This window comes from Streptosporangium sp. G12, from assembly GCF_052983175.1.
The window spans coordinates 25,882-43,340 of the sequence record NZ_JBRIQO010000013.1 but is presented as its reverse complement, the minus strand read 5'-3'; the positions used below and the strand labels follow the sequence as shown (position 1 = coordinate 43,340).

The following is a 17,459-nucleotide window of genomic DNA, read 5'->3' as shown; positions in this document are numbered from 1 at the left end:
TCGATGTCGGCTAAGGCGATCACGGCTCCCGCGACACAGGCGAGAGTGAGGGCCCACTTGAGCCCCCTGCGTTTGATCGACATCTCCGAGCTCCTGGTTGGTAATGACGTGACTGATCGCGCTCTTCATGTGACCAATCACTCAACATGGACGTCAATGCCGACGCTCGGCACCAGTCCATGGTTTACCTGATCCACGGGAGAAGTCTCGGTGTTAGGTAAAACGAGATGCGGGAATCAGCCCGTCGCCTCCTCGGAGCTCGCTCCGGCGGAGGGGGTCGGGGTCGGGTCGGGAGCCGGCTCGTCCTGAGGGGTGGAGGCCTCGGATTCAGGGCTTTCCCAGGAAATCGCGCATCCGGCGTTGCCCCCGGCGGACCTGAACGCGACCCGCCCGGTGCCGCTCTCCGACGGATCCTTGGCGGTGACCCAAATCACGCTGCTCGAGCCCGCCCTCAGCTGCCCTTGCGCGGGATGGACGTCGAGCCCGCCGGAGGTGGTCGCCGACCACGAGACCGTGGCGTTGCGTGCCGCGAGCCGGATCTGCCCGGCGCCCTCCCCGATGTCGCCCGGACACGAGACGCTCAGCCGTCCGGCCGCGGGCGGCCTGGCGGCGGTGCGGGTGGGGCGGGGCCGCCCCGCCGTGGGCGCACGGCTCGGTGCCGGTCGCGCCGCGGTGGCGGTGGGGACGGCGGGGGCGGGCGCCTCGGTCCTCCGGCTCCGCTTCGGGGTGGGCGTCGGCGCGGCCTCCGCCTCCGGGTCCTCCGGCGGCGAGCCGGGCTCCGGCTCGGGGCCGGGCTCCAGCGTGATCAGCGCGGGTTCCGTCCCCGGCGCGGTCTGGGGGTCCCTCAACGCCCCTCCGGCCAGGTCCTGCCCGCCCACCACGACCACCGCCCCGGTGGCGGCCAGCACGCACACCACCGCCAGCAGCACCGGCCCCCTGCGCCCGCGCCGCCGCCGCCGCTGCGCGGGCGGCGCCTCCGTCCTCCGCTTCCCCTCGCCGGTGGGCGGCGGTGTACGCCGGACCCCGGGGTCTCCCGCCGGTGACGTGCGTCGTACCCTGGAAGCCTCCTCCGGTGACGTGGGCCAGACCTCGGTGCCACCGGCCGGCGGAGTGGGCCGGGCCTCACCGCCCTCGGGAGACTCCCCGGGCCACGCCTCGTCGGGGGACGACGCGGGCCACACCTCGTCGTCGGGAGACGACGTGCGCCAGACCTCACCGTCGGGGGACGGCGCGGGCCACACCTCGTCGTCGGGAGACGACGTGCGCCACGCCTCGCCGTTCGCGTACGGCGGTGTGCGCCAGGTCTCACCGTCCGTTGACACCTCGGTGTTCTCGGGTGGTGTGGTGCGCCACGCCTCGCCGTCCGCGGGGGGTGCCGGCCAGGCGTCGGGGTTCGTCGTCGGTGCCGGCCAGGCCTCGGCGCTCACGGCCGGTGCCGGCCAGGCCTCGATGTCCACGGGGGGTGGCGCGTGCCGCGCATCGCCGTCCGCGGGCCGTGACGCGCGCGGGGTCCCGGCGTCCGTCCACGGTGCCGCGCGTCCGGGCTCGCCGTCCGCCGGCGACGCCATCACGTACCTCGGCGCCGTCCCGATCTCGGGGTGGCGCGGCACGCTCTCCGGGGAGCGTGTCCCGGTGTCCGCGTGTCCCGCCCGCGCCTCCGTCCCGGTCGGCCACGCCCTCGCGTCCGGGTGTGACGTCCCGGTGTCCGCGGGGAGCGCCGCGTGCCGGGAGCGGGTGCCCCCGGGGGGCGTGCTCCCCCCGCCCGAGGGAGAGCTCTCGTCGCGTGCCCGCCTGCCGCCCGCGCCCCTCCTGCCGCCCCACCGGCGGCCCCCCGTGCGCCGTTCGGCCGCGACGGGGAAACCGGCCTTGTCGAAGCCGTTCCCGGCGACGATGGCGGCGCGGTCCTCGCGCGCCTCCGGGTTCACGCAGGTCTCGATCACCCGGCGGCGCAGGGAGAGCGGAGGGTAGGCCAGGGGCACCAGGTCCAGCAGCCGCCCGGCCGAGACGTGCCGATCCCTGCGCTCGACGCAGACCTCGCAGCGGCCGATGTGGGCCGACAGCCGCCTGCGCAGCAGCGTGGTGAGGGGGCCCTCCCACGAGTCCACCATCGCCGACAGGTCGGGGCAGTGCGCCCGGCCGACCTTGGCGAGCACCACGGCGGCGGCCGCGTTCTCCAGGTGGTCGCGGGCCCGGCCGAGTCTCGCCGTGACCTGGCGGGAGGTCAGCCCCAGCACCGCGCCGACCTCGCCGCTGCCGAGGTCGTGGCGGAGCGACAGTTCGAGCACCTCGCGCTCCTGCCCGCTCAGCTCCGCCATCGCCTCGTGGACCAGGGCCGCCAGCTCCCGCTCGCCCGGGTCGTCGTGGACGTCGGGCGGCGGCGCCGACCCCCGCGGGCCGTCGCGCCCCTCGTCCGCGCACCGGATCCGCACGAGCGCGTACAGCCACGCGCGCAGGCGGCCGGGCTCGCGCAGGCGGTCCACGCCGCCCTGGGCCGCGACCAGGGCGGCGTGCACGGCACCGGCGGCGGCCTCACGGTCGCCCAGCAGCGAGTGGGCGTAGTCGTTGAGACGTTCGGCATAGGAGTCGTAGAGGCTCGCCGGCGCCGTTGTGTCGGCACGCCGCAGCGCCTCAACGAGTTGTTGATCGTCGGTTCGGCCGACGGTCGGCCATCCGGGCACGGACATTCCTCCCCCGCGAGACGGGCTCGTTCACGGGTTTCACCACTCACCCGTTCCAGCCCACACGCGTAGGACGCCACCTCCCGGCAACCGGTTGACCAAAGGGGTTCATATCATGCCGACACGGTATGACCTGGGAAAACTGCTACGGCTGGTGCCAATGTGACACCAGCCGTACAGGATGAAGGTGAGGAGGAAGGGTCAGTCGCAGTTGGGAGCGCAGAGCCGGCGCTTCATGCCCTCCAGGAAGAACTTCCTGACCTCCAGGATGTTCTTGGCGATGTACGCGTCACCGGCGGTCGCCTTGGCCAGGGCGTCCATCTGGCGCTTGCCCTTGGGTGCGTCGGGGCCGAAGGCGATGATCAGGACGCTGACCGGCTTCTCCGGGTCGAACTGCTCCTTGAGCCGCTTCAGGATCTGCTGGTTGCTGATCCCGCCGTCCGGGTCGTCGTTGCCGGCGCCGTCGGTGAGGATCAGCACCGTGTTGATCTTGTCGCTCTGGTACTCGTCGGTCATCTGCTTGTAGGCGGCGGCGAGGGTGTCGTTGAGACCGGTGTCGCCGGTCGACTTCGCCCGGGTCGTGATCAGCCTCTGGTTGATCACGTCCCTGCGCAGGACACCGTTCATGTCCTCGGTGAGCGGGCCGACCGGGACCGTCTCGCGGTAGTCGACCCCCTGGCCGTTGAGATGGGTGGAGAACTCCCACAGTCCCATCTCGCTCTTGGCCGGGAAGAGCTTCATGCCCTCGACGGCGATCCTGCTGATCGCCTGCATCCGGGTCAGCCCGGTACCGGGCACCGGGAGGGCCATGGTGCCCGAGACGTCCAGCAGGGTGATGAGCCTCGTACCCAGCTTGATCCGGGACCAGGTCTGGGACATCCTCGCGACGGTCTTGCCGTCGGGCGGCTCGATCGCCTGCGGGGCCTTGGCCTGGAAGCCGTCGGAGCCGGAGATCGCCTTGCCGCCCTTGCCGTCAGGGGTGCGGAACCCCTGGTCCTGCAGCGTCTTCCTGGACGCCTCGCTGCCCAGCTCCTTGCGGAACGCCTCGGCGGCCTTGCGCACGGCGGCGTCCTCGGCGGTGATCACCACCGGGTAGTCGAGGTTGATCGTCCCCTCGGCCGGATAGAGCGGCACGGCCGGGACCTCGGGCTTCTTGGACTTGTTGAACGCCCAGACCCCCTGCTCCGAGGAGATGCCCAGCGGGGCCTTGCTGCCCTTGACGCCGAGGCTGGCCAGCAGCGCGTCCTGGTCGCGGACCGTCGACGTCGACCCCGACAGGCTCTTGAGCGCGCCGACCAGCTGCTCCTCGCCCGCGCCGGAGGCCGTGGCCACCCCGGCGGCGGCCAGGAGCGCGCCGAGCCCGGCGGCGTTGAGCGAGGGATCCAGCACGAGGACGCGAACCTTGCGGCCTGGACCGTCCACGTTGGCCACGTTGGCGGCGTTGATCATGCCGCCCCAGCTGGCCTCGCCGAAGCTCTTCTTCAGGTTCGGCACCACCGAGCCGGAGGCCACCATGACGATGGGGGAGTGGGCGATGGACTCGCCCGCCTCGGGCACCTCCTGGTTCCTCGCCCGCAGGTTCGTCACCCACAGCTTCGAGTCCGGGATCCACATGTCCATCGCGGCGGCCTTGCCGCCGCTGAAGGAGGAGGCCACGGTCGCCGAGGCGCCCTTGGTCACCGTGACCGTGGCGCACCTGCCCTCGACGTCGTGGGCCGCCTTGTTGAAGCGCCCGGCGATCTGGGACAGGGCGGGCTGGATGTCCGGGGAGGCGGTGATCCGCAGCGGGAGCGCCTCGCCCCCGCACGCCCCGGCGCCGCGGTCGCGGTTGATGACCACGAACGCGGCGACGCCGAGCAGCACCGCGAGGGCGACGGACCCGGCCAGCGGGACCAGCACCTTGCCACGCCCCCCGCGCCTGCGTCTGGGCTGCGGTTCCTTGTACGGGGTGTAGCCGTCCTCGAGTTCATCCGTCCGGTGACGTCCGCCCACGATGTCCTCTTTGGTGTCGATGTCATGGAGCTAGCGGGTCACCCTATCGGGAGGTCGTCCGCAATATTCACGGAACTGTACTGGGAATGGTTACTGGGGCAAAAAACGCATTTCGGTACCGCTGTTACCGTATGTGTCGATCACGAAGCCCTGCGTCCGCGCGGGCCGCGGACGACCGGCGGTCGCGGAGATCACCTGGTCGGGCGGCAGAAACGCGGCAGGAACAACGGAAGATCGGCAACGGGAGACAGGTGACCGGCGGCCGGTGGAACCGGATGGCCGGCGACGGGGAAAGGCGATCGGCGGCGGCACCCGCGGCGATCGACGGACGGCGGCCGGGGAGCCCTGCGGCGGCGGTCGGGAAGGGCGATCAGTGGCAGCAGGAGTGCCCGCGCCACGCCCTGAGACCCTCGCGCGCCGCCACCGCCGCCAGCAGAACCGCCATGGCGGGATCGATCCACCACCACCCGGCGGAGTTCAGCGCGAGCCCCGCCAGCACCCCCGCCGCGAGCAGGGCGCACAGGAGATTCTGCGTCCCCTCGCCTGCGGTCGCCGCCGAGTGCAGCCGCACGCCCAGCCGCCGCTTGGCCATTCCCAGGAACGGCATGCCGACCACGCTGGCCGCCGTCACCACGATCCCGAGCACGCTCGGCACGGCCCGGTGGCCCGCGTTCAGGTCGTGCGCCACGTGCAGCACCAGGTAGGGGGCGAGGATCCAGAAGCTGATCGCCACCGCCCTGCGGGCCCGTACCTCGGCGTGCGCGGACCCGGTCCTCGCCCCGGTGAACCGCCAGACCACGATCAGGCTGGCCGCCGCCTCCACCAGGGCCGACACGCCCCAGCCGATGAGGGCGACCGAGTGCGCCCCCAGACCGGCGGCGATGCCGAGCACGCTCTCGGCGCCCAGCCAGACCAGAGTGGCGAGGGAGAGCGCGCGAGCCCTGCGGGCGTCACGCAGCCACTCGGCGCTCGGCGGCGCCAGCACGATCTGATCGGTCACGACGACCTCCGGATACCGATCGGCAGCGCTCGGTAATCTATACGTCACGAAGTGTGTGAGGCGGGAAAGTGGTAAAGCTCCACGCGGTGACAGCGGCGTGTTCCCACGAGGCGGCCGTGTCGCAGGATTGAGCCGTCCAGCAGATCGTCGGAGGGAAACCCGTGCCGTTCACGCCCAGTCACGTCGCAGCCGTGCTGCCGTTGATCTCCTCGGAGCGGATACGCCGGTTCCTCGATCCCTGGGCCCTCGCCCTGGGCGCCATGGTGCCCGACCTGCCGATCTTCTTCCCGTTCCTGCCCGACTACATGATCTGGCACTCCCTCAGGGGCGTCCTCACGATCGACCCGTTCGCCGTCGTCGTGCTGCTCGCCGTCTTCCACCTGGTGCTCCGCGACCCGCTGACCGCGCTCCTGCCTCCCACCCTCGCCGGGCGTGCCGCCTCGCTGACCCCCGGCATGTACGGGCTGCGGCGGCTGCCCGCCGTGATCGCCGGAGGCGTCGTGGGCGCTCTCACCCACAAGCTCTGGGACTCCTTCACCCACTCGTACAGCTCGGCCCTGTGGGGCTGGAGCTGGCTGGACACCCGGGTGGCGGGAGTGATCCCCCTGTTCCGCCTGCTGCAGTACACCTCCACCGTGATCGGCCTGGTGGTCGTCCTCTGGTGGGCCTGGCGCGGACTGGCCGGGATGGAGCCGCGGCCGGTGCCCGAGCGGCTGCTCCTGCCCGCGGGCGAGCGGGCGGCCGTGCTCCTGGCCACCGCCGTGTCGATCCCGCTGGGCGCGGTCGCCTGGGCGGTGGCCTTCCCCCCGGGCAGCGGGGCCGAGCTCGTGACGAGGCTGGGCGCGGGGGTGGTCGTCGGCTGCTCCGCGATGCTGCTCGTCTACGCGCTGATATGGCAGCTCAGGCGGGTCATGGCAGTATTCGAGGGTGCCTGAAGCCATCGACCCCCACCTGGCCGACTACGCCAACCTGCGCGACGTCGAGCTGCGCAAGAGCATGGAGGCCGAGCACGGCCTCTTCATCGCCGAGGGGGAGAAGGTCATCCGCCGCGCCGTCGCGGCGGGCCACCCCGTGCGCTCCGTCCTCCTCACCTCGCGCTGGGCCGAACCCCTCGCCGACCTCCTCGGCCCGCTCGGCGATCGGGTCCACGTCGTGGACGACGCCGTCATGGAGGACGTCACCGGCTTCCAGGTCCACCGAGGCGCCCTCGCCGCCATGGAACGCCTTCCTCTTCCGGGGGTGGAGGATCTCCTGTCCGGCCGGGCCGCTCCCGGCGATGGGAGTCACCTCGCCCCGGCGGGGCCCGATCCCGAGGCCGCCGAACTCACGGCACGTCCCCTGCGCGGTTCCGCGACGGGGTCCGACCGCGAGGACGGCGAGCCCGTGGCACGGACCGGCTCACCGCCCCGGCGCATCCTGGTCCTCGAAGACCTCGTCGACCACGGCAACGTCGGCGCCATCTTCCGCTGCGCGGCCGCCCTGGGAGTGGAAGCGGTGATCCTCTCGCCGCGCTGCGCCGACCCTCTTTACCGGCGCTCGGTGAAGGTGTCCATGGGAGCGGTCTTCGCGATCCCGTACGCCCGCATGACCGACTGGTACGCCGGCCTGGCCGAACTGCGCGGAACGGGCTTCCGGACGCTGGCCCTCACCCCCGACCAGTCCGCCACGCCCATAGACAGGGCTCCCATGGCCGACCGGGTGGCCCTGCTGCTCGGCTCGGAGGGGGACGGGCTCTCCTCCCGCTGGCTGCGCGAGGCCGACGAGGCGGTCTGCATTCCGATGAGCCCGGCCGCGATGGGCATGGGCGTCGACTCCCTCAACGTGGTGGCCGCGGCGGCCATCGCCTGTCACGGCCTCATGCGAGGTTCGATCTCGGCGCCGTGAGGTGCTTCGATGACGCCGCTCACCACCACCCTGTGCACGCGATGTCGGGCCGGTTTCCGGCTTTACCGCAGGCGCGCATGGTGTAGCCGGAATGATTGTGCGCGACTGTGTACACCTGACGCCCCCCGTAGGGAATTCTGGTCACACTCAGTTGCTTCCAGGTGCCGCCGCCGTCGATCGACCAGTCGACCCAGACCGAGTCCCGTGGGATCCATTGGATGTCCTCCCCCACGCGCAGTCGGCGCCGGAGTGAAAACGTAGTTCGAACGTCCTGCCGAGCAGAGGCGCCGATCTTTCCGTCGAGATGAGCGTGGGATTCCACAGGTTGGGGTTTTCCCCGGCCCGGCACTTCGATGGATGCTGTGCCCCAAGACGGCGGACGGCGTAGTGGTAGAAGTCCGCGAGCCTATGGCATTCCTGCTGCGCGGCCCAGCCCCTGTACTCATCGCAGATCGTATACATGTCCTTCCTGAAGTTGTCGTCGACGCGCTTGCGGTTTTCCTCGGTGAGACGGTGCTGGATCCGGTAATTGCGATAACCGAAATCGTGGCGTCGGCAGGCGTAGTCGAATCTGTACCCCGATGGTGTGTCAGGTGACTTGGAGCAGTCGTCCGCCGTCCATCTGGGAGCGTCTCCCGAGCTGTTGTGCTTCTCGTCCCATACGGCCTCGAACTCGTCCAGGGAGTACTCGAAAGGGTGCCGGTCCGTCGCCTCCTCGAGATCGTCGAACGTTCGGAGCGTTCGAGCGTTCTCGGATCCCGCCCTCGTGGTCGCGCTCGCGGCATGCGTTCCGGTCGGGAGGGGGACGGAAAGGATGAGCGCTCCGGCTGTGCGCAGGACACGGTGAGGGCGATGGGGCATCTTTTCTCCGTTGGTTTTATCGGCGACGCGCATGGTGGAGACGTTCGCTTGTCGCCTACTTCTTATTCTCCGTGCCTTGTCACCTCAATCGTGCGCGATATTCCTGCCACGTTTCCGCCACCCGGCCGGAATTCCCGTGCCTCCGGTGTAAGAATATCGCAGGAAAGGACGCGGGGGCATTGATTTGACAGAGTGCGACAAAGGGTTTTATCGGAAAAGAATTCTCTTTGTGTGAGAAGTGTGGATTTCTTATAAAAATGAGAGGATTGCAGAACGAAATAACCCTTGCCTGCCTCTGGCGCGTCGCATCTTCGGTGGGTGATCGGGTTTTTTCACCATGGAGGTGGCGGTGCGCCTGCGCAGCAGGGTCATCCTGGCGACCGTCCTCACCGTCGCCGCCTGCGCTGTCGCCTGGCTTGCGTGCCTTCGGGTCGGGCCTGATGGCGACAGCACGGGAACGGTCGTCGGTCTTGTCGCTTTCGCGGTGGGGGCGCCACTGACCGTGTGGGCCGGTCCGGAGGATGAGGCGTTCCTGGTGAAGACCTTCAAAGGCTGGACGGAACCGCCGACGACCATGCGCCTGTTGCCGCTGGTCAGTCGATGACCAGTGCCGCGGGACGGCGCGCGTCCACCTCGATCTCGATCTTCATGCGGGGGTCGGCGAGGCCGCACACGAGCATCGTCGCGGCCGGGCGGACCTCGCCGAAACGGCGGCGCAGGGCCGGCCAGCAGGGCTCGAAGTCCTCGCGGTCGGGCAGCATGTACCGCACCCGGACGACGTCGGCGAACGAGCAGCCCGCCCTGGCCAGGGCCTCCTCGATGTTGCGCAGGCACTGCTCGGCCTGCTCGACCACGTCGTCGGAGATCGTCATGGTCGCGTAGTCGTAGCCGGTCGTCCCGGACACGTGCACCCGGTCGCCGTCGACCACCGCCCGCGCGTATCCGATCCGCTCCTCGAAGGTCGAACCGCTCAGGATCGCGAACCGCTCAGTCATACGGCCAACCGTAGATCCCCGGTCCGGTTCGCGCACGGTCCGTCTCCCGGGCCCGCGTCTCGGCGGGCGCGGGCCCGGACGTGCCGGAGCCGTCGCCGGTCCGGGGGCCGGATCGTCGGGACTACGGCAGGGAGAGGAGATAGTCCGGCCAGCTGCCGTGGTGACTGATGTCGGGGGCCTGCTCGGTGGCGTACGGCTCGCAGAGGAAGCCGTGCACCGCGCGTCCGTCGGAGAGCCGGATCGTGCCGAGGCCGAGGGGCGGGGTGGTCTGCGTCAGCAGGACGCCGAGTGCCGAGGTGCTCAGGTCGTACAGCTCGACCTCCACCTGGGCGCCGCCGGAGGTCGAGCGGACCAGCCCCGGGCGAGGCATGTCACCGTCGTCCAGGGCGTAGAGGCGGTAGAGGGGGGCCGTCAGGGCGATCCCCAGGCCGGTGGCGCCGAGGGAGGTGAGCCGGCCGTGCAGAGGTTGGCCGGAGCGGTGCGCGCCGACCACGGCGAGCACCGCCCGCGCTTCGGCGGGGTGGGCGAGGGAGGCGGCCGGTCGAGCTTCTGGTGTGCGCGTGCCCGGGACGGGGACCGCGGGGCCGCCGGTCAGGCTGTGGAAGGTGGCGCCGAGACCGGCGAGGAGTTCGTCGGAGCCCGCCGGTCCCAGGAAGGTGACGCCGTGCGGACGGCCGGTGGTCGTCGTTCCGGCCGGTACGGAGATTCCGGCCAGGTCGAGGAGGTTGGTGAAGGTGGTGTAGTGGCCGAGGATCGCGTTGCGTTCGATCGGGCTCTCGAGCATCTCCGCGACGGTGAAGGTGGTGGGCACGGTCGGGACCGCGAGGACGTCCATCGAGGCCCATGCCCGCCGGGTCTCCGCCTCCAGCGCGCGCAGGCGGTAGAGCCCCTCGAAGGCGTCCACCGCGCTGAGCGCGCCGCCGCCGGACAGCACCTTCAGGGTGACCGGGTGGACCTCGCCGGGGTTGCGGGCCACGAAGTCGCCGACCGCGGCGAGCCGTTCGGCGAGCCACGATCCCTCGTACAGCAGCCGTCCCGCGGCGAGGAACGGGTCGAGGTCGACGGGGACGAGCCGGTGACCGAGACCGGCGAGCCGTTCCGCCGCCTCCGCGAAGGCCGCCTCGGCGGCGATGTCGCCGAAGAACTCCGGTTCGCGCGGCACCCCGATTCGCAGGGGGTACGCGGAAGGCGGCACCGGACCGGGGACGGGGAGCGCGCGTGACCAGGGGTCGGCGGGTTCGAAGGCCGCGATGACGGACAGGACGGTGAGGCCGTCGGCGGCCGAGCGGGTGAAGACGCTCGGGCAGTCCAGCGACGCGCACGCGGGCACCACGCCGAGCGTGCTGACCAGGCCACGGCTCGGCTTGACCCCCACGGTTCCGGTGAGCGCGGCGGGCACCCGGCCCGACCCGGCGGTGTCGGTGCCGATGGCGAACGAGACCAGGTCCGCGGCCACCGCCACCGCGGAGCCCGAGCTGGACCCGCCGGAGATCAGGCCCGGTACCAGCGGCGACTCGCACGCGCCGTACGGGCTGCGGGTGCCCGACAGCCCGGTGGCGAACTGGTCCAGGTTGGTCTTGCCGACGAGGAGGGCGCCCGCCGCGAGCAGCCGTTCCACCAGCGGCGCACCGCGTCCCGGGACGTGGGAGTAGGCGGGGCAGGCCGCGGTGGTGGGCAGCCCGGCCACGTCCACGTTGTCCTTGACCGCGAACGGGACGCCGTAGAGCGGAGGACGGTCGTCCGGGTCCGGCCAGCGGCGGGCCAGCTCGGCCGCGTCGCCGAGCAGGTCCGCCGCCGGGCGCAGGGTGATCCACACGTGGTCGTCACCCCGCGCCGCGATCCGCGCGAGCACCTCCCCTGCGACATCGCAGGGGCGGGCCGTCCCGGAGCGGTAGAGACCGGAGAGGCTCTCCAGGTCCAGGCGAAGCGTGCTGTCCGTGCTGTTCGGGGTGGGGTGGGGCGTGCTGTCCGGATCAGGCGGAGGGCGCATGTGCCTTTCCTGTGTGTACGTGGTTTCCGGTGCCCGGCATGGAGGCACGGGGACGCGGACCGGTTCGCGGGAGTCGTCGGCGTGCGGCGTGCCCCGCGAGCCGGTGCCGGCCGGTTCGCGGGGCACCGCTCACGAGGTGGCGGGGGCCGCCGGCGAACCCGCGGCGACGGGTCTCGCGGCGGCAGGCTCGGGTGCGTCGGCGGCGACCGCCGCCTCGTCCGACGGCCTGGGCTTGAGGAATATGAAGGCGAGCAGGATCAGCCCCGCGAAGAGGTAACCCAGGGAGACCTGGCCGTTGGCGTTCCACTCGACCCGTTCACCGTGGATCAGGCCGACGAAGGCCAGGGCCGCGCCGGCGAAGGCGTACCCGGCGGCCCACAGGAACGACCGGTCGATGACGAAGGCCGTGATCGAGCCGAGCACCAGGCCGGCGAGCACGGCGCCCCCGCCGAGCAGGGCCGTTCCCTCGTAGACCGTCCCGCTCTGCGCGATCGTGTCGTACCCGACCTCCCGCGCGCTGGTCCCCGCGGCGGCGAGCGCGTTGTCCATGTAGCCCTGGGCCCAGGCGGCGATGTTGGGAATGATCGCGATCACCACGGCCACCGCGTGCGCCTTCGGCACCGACTGGAACGCCTGGGCGCCGATGAGCAGGCCGATGTAGAGCAGGATCGGCACGATCGCGGGCGCCGGCAGCACCGCGCCGAGCAGCGCGAACATGCCGAGGAAGCAGAACAGCGCGATCACGACGCCGCTCGCCATCGAGTAGCTCGTACGGCCGCCCGCGGACTTCCACCCCGGGTGGCCGATGTAGACGGCGGGCGGGAACGGCGAGCCCAGCATCGAGCCGACCACCGCGCCCGCGCCGTCGGCCAGGAGCACCGAGCGCAGGTTGTACGAGTCGCCCGCGGCGGCGGCGCTCTCCACGTTGCTCATGCCCTCGGTGAAGTTGTAGATGCCCAGGGGGATGGCGGTGGCCAGCAGCGGCGAGACCTGGCCGAGCCCTTCGAGCAGGCGGTCGATGTTCAGTGACGGCAGGCTCACCGCGATGTTCTCGGCGGCGGCGCCCACGTCGGCGGGGTTCATGTAGCCGCCGATCCAGGCGATCGCGGTACCGGCGAGGAGCGCGGCGAGCCCGACGGGGATGTTGCCCGGCAGCCTCAGGTCGGTGAAGAAGCCGACCATGATGATCACCAGCACCGGCAGCGCGATCCAGGCCGCCTCCCACATCTGCGCGGCGGGCCGCATCGAGATGAAGGCGATCGAGATGCCCGCCAGGGTGCCGAGCATCGCCGCCCTGGGAGTGAAGCGGCGGATGTACGGGCCCACGAAGGCGCCGATCAGCACGATGACGCCGATGATGAAGCACCAGGCGAGCCCCGCCACCCAGGCCTGCAGGGGGTTCCTGGTCGCCAGGTAGGTCGGCAGCATGATCACGAACACGACGATGAACATGTGCGGGACGCTGGGCCCGTACGGCATCGCGCACACGTCGGTGCGGTTCTCGCGGCGGGCGAGCCGCCGGGCGAGGTAGGTGTAGTACACGTTGCCGATCAGGAGCTGGATGCCCATCGCCGGGAGGATGACGCCGAAGACGTCGGAGCCGGGCAGGTGGACGACCCCGAGGCAGAGGCCGCTCAGCACCAGCACGTTGACCATCACGTTGAAGCCGAGGCCGAAGAAGGCGTTGGTGTCCCCGCCGACCCACCAGGGGAGCTTGAGTTTGACGGCGCCGGTTGTCGTGGTCATCGGTCAGCTCCGTGTTTCGAGTGCCTTGAGATAGCCGCCGGAGGGGGCGACCCAGCCGAAGATGCCGCCCTGGGCGGCGATCATTTCGAGCCCGTACCGCTGGAACTCGGCGAAGTACGAGCCCACGCAGTCGGACAGGACCAGGCACTCGTAACCCCGGTCGTTCGCCTCGCGGACGGTGGTGTGCACGCACACCTCGGTGGTGACACCGGTGACGATCAGGCTGCGGATGTCCGCCGCCCGCAGGGTCCGGTCCAGGTCGGTGGCGTGGAAGGAGCCCTTGCCGGGCTTGTCGACGACCAGCTCGCCCTCGGCGGGGGCCAGTTCGTCGATGATGTCGTGGCCGTACTCGCCGCGGATCAGGATCCGTCCCCGGGGGCCGGGGTCCCCGATGCGCAGCGACGGCGCGCCGCGGCCGAGCTTGGCGGGCGGGCAGTCGGACAGGTCGGGCAGGTGACCCTCGCGGGTGTGGATGACGGTCATCCCCGCCGCGCGGGTGGCGGCCAGCACCTCCTGGAGCGGCGGGATGACCCGCCGCAGCATGGACACGTCGTTGCCCAGGGTCTCCCCGAAACCCCCGGGCTCGACGAAGTCCCGTTGCATGTCGATGAGCAGCAGCGCTGTGTGTCGCGGATCGAATCCGTATGCGTACGGCTCGGCCTCGACGAGAAGCGGATCGGACACGTTGACTCCGTTCCTCGGATCCTCCTTTTGTCGATTGTCGACAGAATTGTGTCGGTGGTTTTCCCGCCCGGTTACGCTTCTGTTAGCGGCTCGGACCGGAGCGTGATCGCACCGCCCGGCGCGCGCCTCCCCGGTGGCCGGGCGTCGGCCGGGACGGTCGCCGAGCTCGATCAGGTCCCGGTCGGGATCCGGATGCGGACGCCGGTCGTCGGGCCCGGGACGCGCCCCTCGGCGGAGGTGTTCATCCGATGTAGGTGCGCGCCCCGTGCCGGGACAGGGCGTCGAGCGCGGTGGCCGGGTCGCCGGAGGCGATGGCCTCGAAGAGCCGCCGGTGCCGCTCCACCCCCTCGGACGGAGCCCGCTGCTCGGCCTCCCTGCGCAGGTTCGCGGCCATGTAGAGCTGCAGCTTCAGGATGACGGGCTCGTACGCCATCAGCAGCTGGCGGTGGCCCGCGAGCGCGACGAGCGCGACGTGGAAGCGCCGATGCGCCTCGTTCTCGCTGAACGGGTCGTCCAGCCGTACCGCCGACGCCATGCCCTCGAGCGCCTCGGCCAGCGCGGTCATGCCGTGGGCGCCGGAGAGCGGCAGCGCGGTCTCGACCGCGTAGCGTTCGAGCACGTCGCGCAGCCCGAACAGCTCGTCCACGTCGTCCCCGGTCAGCTCGGTGACGCGGGCTCCCCGCCGGGGCAGGTGCTCCACCAGCCCCTGCTGCCCGAGCGACCGAAGTGCCTCGCGCAGCGGCGCCCGGCTGATGCCGAACCTCTGGGTGAGCTGCTCCTCGATCAGCCGCTCGCCCGGCGCGAGGGCACCGGAGAGGATCTCGTGACGGAGCCGCCGCATCGAAAGCTCGACCAGGCTGGGGTGTTTCAGCTCCCCATCGGGTTCCACCCGTCCATCTCCTCTCGACGTGTGGAACAAACTCTCTCAGAGTTCGGCAGGATTTCCGCGCGCGGGATGGCGGCGCGGCCGGGGGACGGCCCGCGCGCTCGCCGGGAGCGCGCCCCTTCCGCCGTTCTCAGAGGTCCGGCGGGGTCTGCTCGCTCGCCCAGTCGAGGAGCCGCGTCGCGCTCTGGAAGCGCCGGTCGGCGTTGGACTCGCCGAGGATGACGCCCACGAGCCGGTGGCCGTCGCGGTCGGCGGCGAAGGACAGGCAGTATCCGGCGGCGCTGGTGTAACCGGTCTTCAGGCCCATGACCCCGGGTGTCTTGCCGAGCAGCTTGTTGGAGTTGGTCCAGGAGTGCGCCCGGTGCACCTTGGACTTCGCCACGACGTGGCGCCTGGTGGACGCGATGATCCGCAGCAGCGGGTCGCGCAGCGCGAGGTCGGCCAGCTTCGCCTGGTCCAGCGCGGTGGAGTGGCCGGGAGCCGGCTTCGGCAGGCCGTCGGCGTTGGCGTAACGGGTGTCGACCAGCCCCATCGAGCGGGCCGTGGCGTTCATCTTCGCCACGAACCTCGCGTTGCCGGGACCGTAGACGCGGGCCAGGGCGTGGGAGGCGTCCGCCCCCGAGGGGAGCATGACCGCGTAGAGCAGGTCCCTGACGGTGAGCCGCTCCCCGGCGCGCAGGGAGGCGTGGGTCGCGCCGTTCGCCGCCGCGTGCCGCACGTCCGCCGCCTGGATCGTGACGGTGTCGTCCGGCTTCGCCTCCCTGAGGACGACGTACGCCGTCATGACCTTGGTCAGGCTGGCCACCGGCATCCGCTTCCCCGCCTGCCTGCTCAGGTGGACCGTTCCCGTGCCCGCGTCGTACAGGTACGCGGCCCGTCCCGGCACCGAGGGCACGGCGCGCCGCTCCGCCGCGGGCGCGGAGATGAGGGTGAGCGCGCCGGACGCGGTGGTGAGGACGGACGCGCGGGGCGCGGACGGCGCGGTGACCAGGGCGGACGCCATGGCCCCGGTGCTCTGGACGTGCGCCGGAGACCTGCCGGGCGGCGCGGGTGCCGAGGACGGCGAGGCCAGAGCGGGCACCGGAGACACGGTGGCCAGGGTGACCGCGGTGACCAGCGCGGCGCGGGCTATGAGGCGTGTTCCCCCGTGATGCATGCGAGCCATGCTGACAGAGGCCACCGTTGATATGCGGAAGTTGGCGGTTTGGCTATGGAAAAGTTGACATCGGTGCCGTGTGCGGACGTGAAGGGACGATCACGGGAACGATCTCACCCGGCACATCCGGGTTCGCGCGACACGCGGGGCCGCCGTACGATCCCGGCCGGTGTCTCGCCCGGTGCCCGGATTCGCGCGACCGTCACGACCCGCGGCTCAGGCCGCGGTGGCCAGTCTCTCCGCCTCGCGGCGGGCGGCCCGGTGGCGGCGCCAGCGGACGAACCCGACGACCACCGCGACCGCCACCAGCGCGGCCAGGCCCGCCAGGAGCGGCGACCGCGCGGCCAGCCCCAGCCAGCCCCAGATCACCGAGTACAGGCCGAAGGAGGTCACCGGCACCCAGGTCAGGCAGCCGAGCGCGCTGGCCACGACGTACCAGGGGTAGGAGATCCGCAGCACCCCGGCCACCCAGGGCAGCGTGTGGCGCAGCCCCGGCACCCAGAAGCAGGCGTAGACGGCGAGCGCGCCCCACTTCCTGACGACGTTCTCGACCCGGGTGATGTTCTCCTGGCCGATCTTGGCACCCAGGCGCGAGGTGTAGAGCCTGGAGCCCACGACGTGGCCGATCCAGTAGTAGGCCTGGAACGCGCCGAACAGGGCCACGCCGCCGACGATCACCCAGAGCCACAGGGGCATGCCCAGGAAGGACGCGGAGGCCGGGTCGGGGATGCCCGCCACAACAGGTCGCACTCTGAACATCACCACCACGGTCGTTCCACCTGCCTACCTCGATATTAGGGCGGGCTTACCTGAACCGGCGGACCGGTGCCCTTCCCGGCGACCCGGCTGCAAGCGGACGTCAACTCCGGAGCAAGAGCCGTGGCGTACACCTGGGATGTAACGAAGGAAGGTGTCTGTCATGAGTCCGCGTAGCAGTGTGGCGCCGATGGTGGCGAGTGGAACCGCGAGTGCCGTCAAGCTGCTCGTCGCCACCCTCGCCTTTGCCGGAGCCTACCTGGGGGTGGAGGCCACCCACGGCACCCAGGCCCGGATCCCGGCCGGCGCGGCGGCGCAGGCGCCGGTGCGGACGGTGGAGCTGTCATCGCGGTCGATGCCGGCCACGGAGCGGGTCCCGGCCGCCACGGAGCGGGTCTCCGCCACGAGCGAGGTTCCCGCCGCGGGCACGGTCACGGCCCCCGGCACGGTCACCGTCAGCGTGCTCGACGCGCTCGGTCCCTGCGACAGGCTGTACCAGGTTCGGAGCGTCGTCGGCAACGACGACCCCCGGGCCACCGTCTCCTACGGCTGGCGCCTGGAGCGCTGGAGCCCGGGCACCCGCCGCTGGCAGACCTACCTGGGCACCGGGTCCGGCTTCGGTGGCGAGAGCCAGACCGTCGAGTGGCAGCCCAGGATCGTCAACAACCCCGGCTGGTACCGCGTCGTGCTGTCGGTCTCCGGCGACGCCCCGCTGCGCAGCAAGAAGTTCCTCGTCAGCTGCTGATCCGCCCGCTCCGCGCCTCTTCCCTGGCGTCTGCCCCTGGGAAACGCCCCCGCGGGAAGCGCCGACCCCGGGAGGAGCCGACCCAG

At 71.4% G+C, this 17,459-nt stretch carries 15 protein-coding genes; 4 read left to right on the top strand and 11 right to left on the bottom strand.

Going from position 1 to position 17,459, the window contains the following annotated elements; translation table 11 throughout:
* Nucleotides 1-236: 236 nt before the first annotated feature.
* The 3 genes from ACVCAG_RS20495 to ACVCAG_RS20485 all read right to left on the bottom strand — a co-directional run bounded on the left by ACVCAG_RS20495 (nucleotide 237) and on the right by ACVCAG_RS20485 (nucleotide 5,670).
* Nucleotides 237-2,678 carry a sigma factor-like helix-turn-helix DNA-binding protein gene (locus ACVCAG_RS20495; protein ID WP_440081416.1) on the bottom strand — a complete coding sequence of 814 codons (2,442 nt, stop codon included), beginning with the start codon at nucleotides 2,676-2,678 and terminating at the stop codon, nucleotides 237-239.
* A gap of 201 nt (nucleotides 2,679-2,879) precedes the next feature.
* Nucleotides 2,880-4,670 (bottom strand): substrate-binding and VWA domain-containing protein, encoded by a 1,791-nt coding sequence (locus tag ACVCAG_RS20490; protein ID WP_440081415.1) that lies wholly within the window; start codon nucleotides 4,668-4,670, stop codon nucleotides 2,880-2,882.
* A 370-nt stretch (nucleotides 4,671-5,040) separates the two neighbouring features.
* Nucleotides 5,041-5,670: a cation transporter gene (locus tag ACVCAG_RS20485; protein WP_440081414.1), complete on the bottom strand. Its 630-nt coding sequence runs from the start codon at nucleotides 5,668-5,670 to the stop codon at nucleotides 5,041-5,043.
* 161 nt (nucleotides 5,671-5,831) lie between these two features.
* Here ACVCAG_RS20485 and ACVCAG_RS20480 point away from each other — a divergent pair, with 161 nt between their 5' ends.
* Nucleotides 5,832-6,605, top strand: coding sequence for a DUF4184 family protein (locus ACVCAG_RS20480; protein WP_440081413.1), 774 nt, complete (start codon nucleotides 5,832-5,834; stop codon nucleotides 6,603-6,605).
* Nucleotides 6,598-7,554 (top strand): TrmH family RNA methyltransferase, encoded by a 957-nt coding sequence (locus tag ACVCAG_RS20475; protein WP_440081412.1) that lies wholly within the window; start codon nucleotides 6,598-6,600, stop codon nucleotides 7,552-7,554. The genes ACVCAG_RS20480 and ACVCAG_RS20475 overlap by 8 nt, the downstream gene beginning before the upstream one ends.
* 147 nt (nucleotides 7,555-7,701) lie before the next feature.
* Here ACVCAG_RS20475 and ACVCAG_RS20470 read toward each other — a convergent pair whose 3' ends face one another.
* Nucleotides 7,702-8,448: a phospholipase gene (locus tag ACVCAG_RS20470; RefSeq protein WP_440081411.1), complete on the bottom strand. Its 747-nt coding sequence runs from the start codon at nucleotides 8,446-8,448 to the stop codon at nucleotides 7,702-7,704.
* 316 nt (nucleotides 8,449-8,764) lie between these two features.
* Between ACVCAG_RS20470 and ACVCAG_RS20465 the strand changes: the two genes are divergently transcribed.
* Nucleotides 8,765-9,019, top strand: a complete 255-nt coding sequence (locus ACVCAG_RS20465) for a hypothetical protein (RefSeq protein WP_440081410.1) — start codon at nucleotides 8,765-8,767, stop codon at nucleotides 9,017-9,019.
* On the opposite strand, the gene ACVCAG_RS20460 is transcribed toward ACVCAG_RS20465, so the two are convergent.
* The 7 genes from ACVCAG_RS20460 to ACVCAG_RS20430 form a co-directional block, all read right to left on the bottom strand.
* The gene (locus ACVCAG_RS20460; RefSeq protein WP_440081409.1) at nucleotides 9,009-9,410 is read right to left on the bottom strand and encodes a RidA family protein; all 402 of its coding nucleotides are present in this window, start codon (nucleotides 9,408-9,410) and stop codon (nucleotides 9,009-9,011) included. The genes ACVCAG_RS20465 and ACVCAG_RS20460 overlap by 11 nt on opposite strands.
* Nucleotides 9,411-9,531: 121 nt before the next feature.
* Nucleotides 9,532-11,400 (bottom strand): allophanate hydrolase, encoded by a 1,869-nt coding sequence (gene atzF / locus ACVCAG_RS20455; protein ID WP_440081408.1) that lies wholly within the window; start codon nucleotides 11,398-11,400, stop codon nucleotides 9,532-9,534.
* Between the two features lie 129 nt (nucleotides 11,401-11,529).
* Nucleotides 11,530-13,146: a hypothetical protein gene (locus ACVCAG_RS20450; RefSeq protein ID WP_440081407.1), complete on the bottom strand. Its 1,617-nt coding sequence runs from the start codon at nucleotides 13,144-13,146 to the stop codon at nucleotides 11,530-11,532.
* Between the two features lie 3 nt (nucleotides 13,147-13,149).
* On the bottom strand, nucleotides 13,150-13,830 hold the full coding sequence (locus tag ACVCAG_RS20445; protein ID WP_440065790.1) for an isochorismatase family protein: 681 nt from the start codon (nucleotides 13,828-13,830) through the stop codon (nucleotides 13,150-13,152).
* 241 nt (nucleotides 13,831-14,071) lie between these two features.
* Nucleotides 14,072-14,719: an FCD domain-containing protein gene (locus tag ACVCAG_RS20440; RefSeq protein WP_440081406.1), complete on the bottom strand. Its 648-nt coding sequence runs from the start codon at nucleotides 14,717-14,719 to the stop codon at nucleotides 14,072-14,074.
* Nucleotides 14,720-14,846: 127 nt separating this feature from the next.
* Nucleotides 14,847-15,872 (bottom strand): serine hydrolase, encoded by a 1,026-nt coding sequence (locus ACVCAG_RS20435; RefSeq protein ID WP_440081405.1) that lies wholly within the window; start codon nucleotides 15,870-15,872, stop codon nucleotides 14,847-14,849.
* 216 nt (nucleotides 15,873-16,088) lie between these two features.
* Nucleotides 16,089-16,631 (bottom strand): VTT domain-containing protein, encoded by a 543-nt coding sequence (locus tag ACVCAG_RS20430; RefSeq protein ID WP_440081404.1) that lies wholly within the window; start codon nucleotides 16,629-16,631, stop codon nucleotides 16,089-16,091.
* A 160-nt stretch (nucleotides 16,632-16,791) separates the two neighbouring features.
* Between ACVCAG_RS20430 and ACVCAG_RS20425 the strand changes: the two genes are divergently transcribed.
* A complete protein-coding gene (locus ACVCAG_RS20425; protein WP_440081403.1) occupies nucleotides 16,792-17,373 on the top strand; it encodes a hypothetical protein in 582 nt (193 codons plus the stop codon).
* The last annotated feature ends 86 nt before the right edge of the window (nucleotides 17,374-17,459 follow it).

Coding starts and splice junctions, on each gene's coding strand:
- ACVCAG_RS20460 (WP_440081409.1), bottom strand. CDS start 9,410: ATGACTGAGCGGTTCGCGATCCTGAGCGGTTCGACCTTCGAGGAGCGG.
- ACVCAG_RS20430 (WP_440081404.1), bottom strand. CDS start 16,631: ATGTTCAGAGTGCGACCTGTTGTGGCGGGCATCCCCGACCCGGCCTCC.
- atzF (WP_440081408.1), bottom strand. CDS start 11,400: ATGCGCCCTCCGCCTGATCCGGACAGCACGCCCCACCCCACCCCGAAC.
- ACVCAG_RS20425 (WP_440081403.1), top strand. CDS start 16,792: ATGAGTCCGCGTAGCAGTGTGGCGCCGATGGTGGCGAGTGGAACCGCG.
- ACVCAG_RS20470 (WP_440081411.1), bottom strand. CDS start 8,448: ATGCGCGTCGCCGATAAAACCAACGGAGAAAAGATGCCCCATCGCCCT.
- ACVCAG_RS20450 (WP_440081407.1), bottom strand. CDS start 13,146: ATGACCACGACAACCGGCGCCGTCAAACTCAAGCTCCCCTGGTGGGTC.
- ACVCAG_RS20435 (WP_440081405.1), bottom strand. CDS start 15,872: ATGCATCACGGGGGAACACGCCTCATAGCCCGCGCCGCGCTGGTCACC.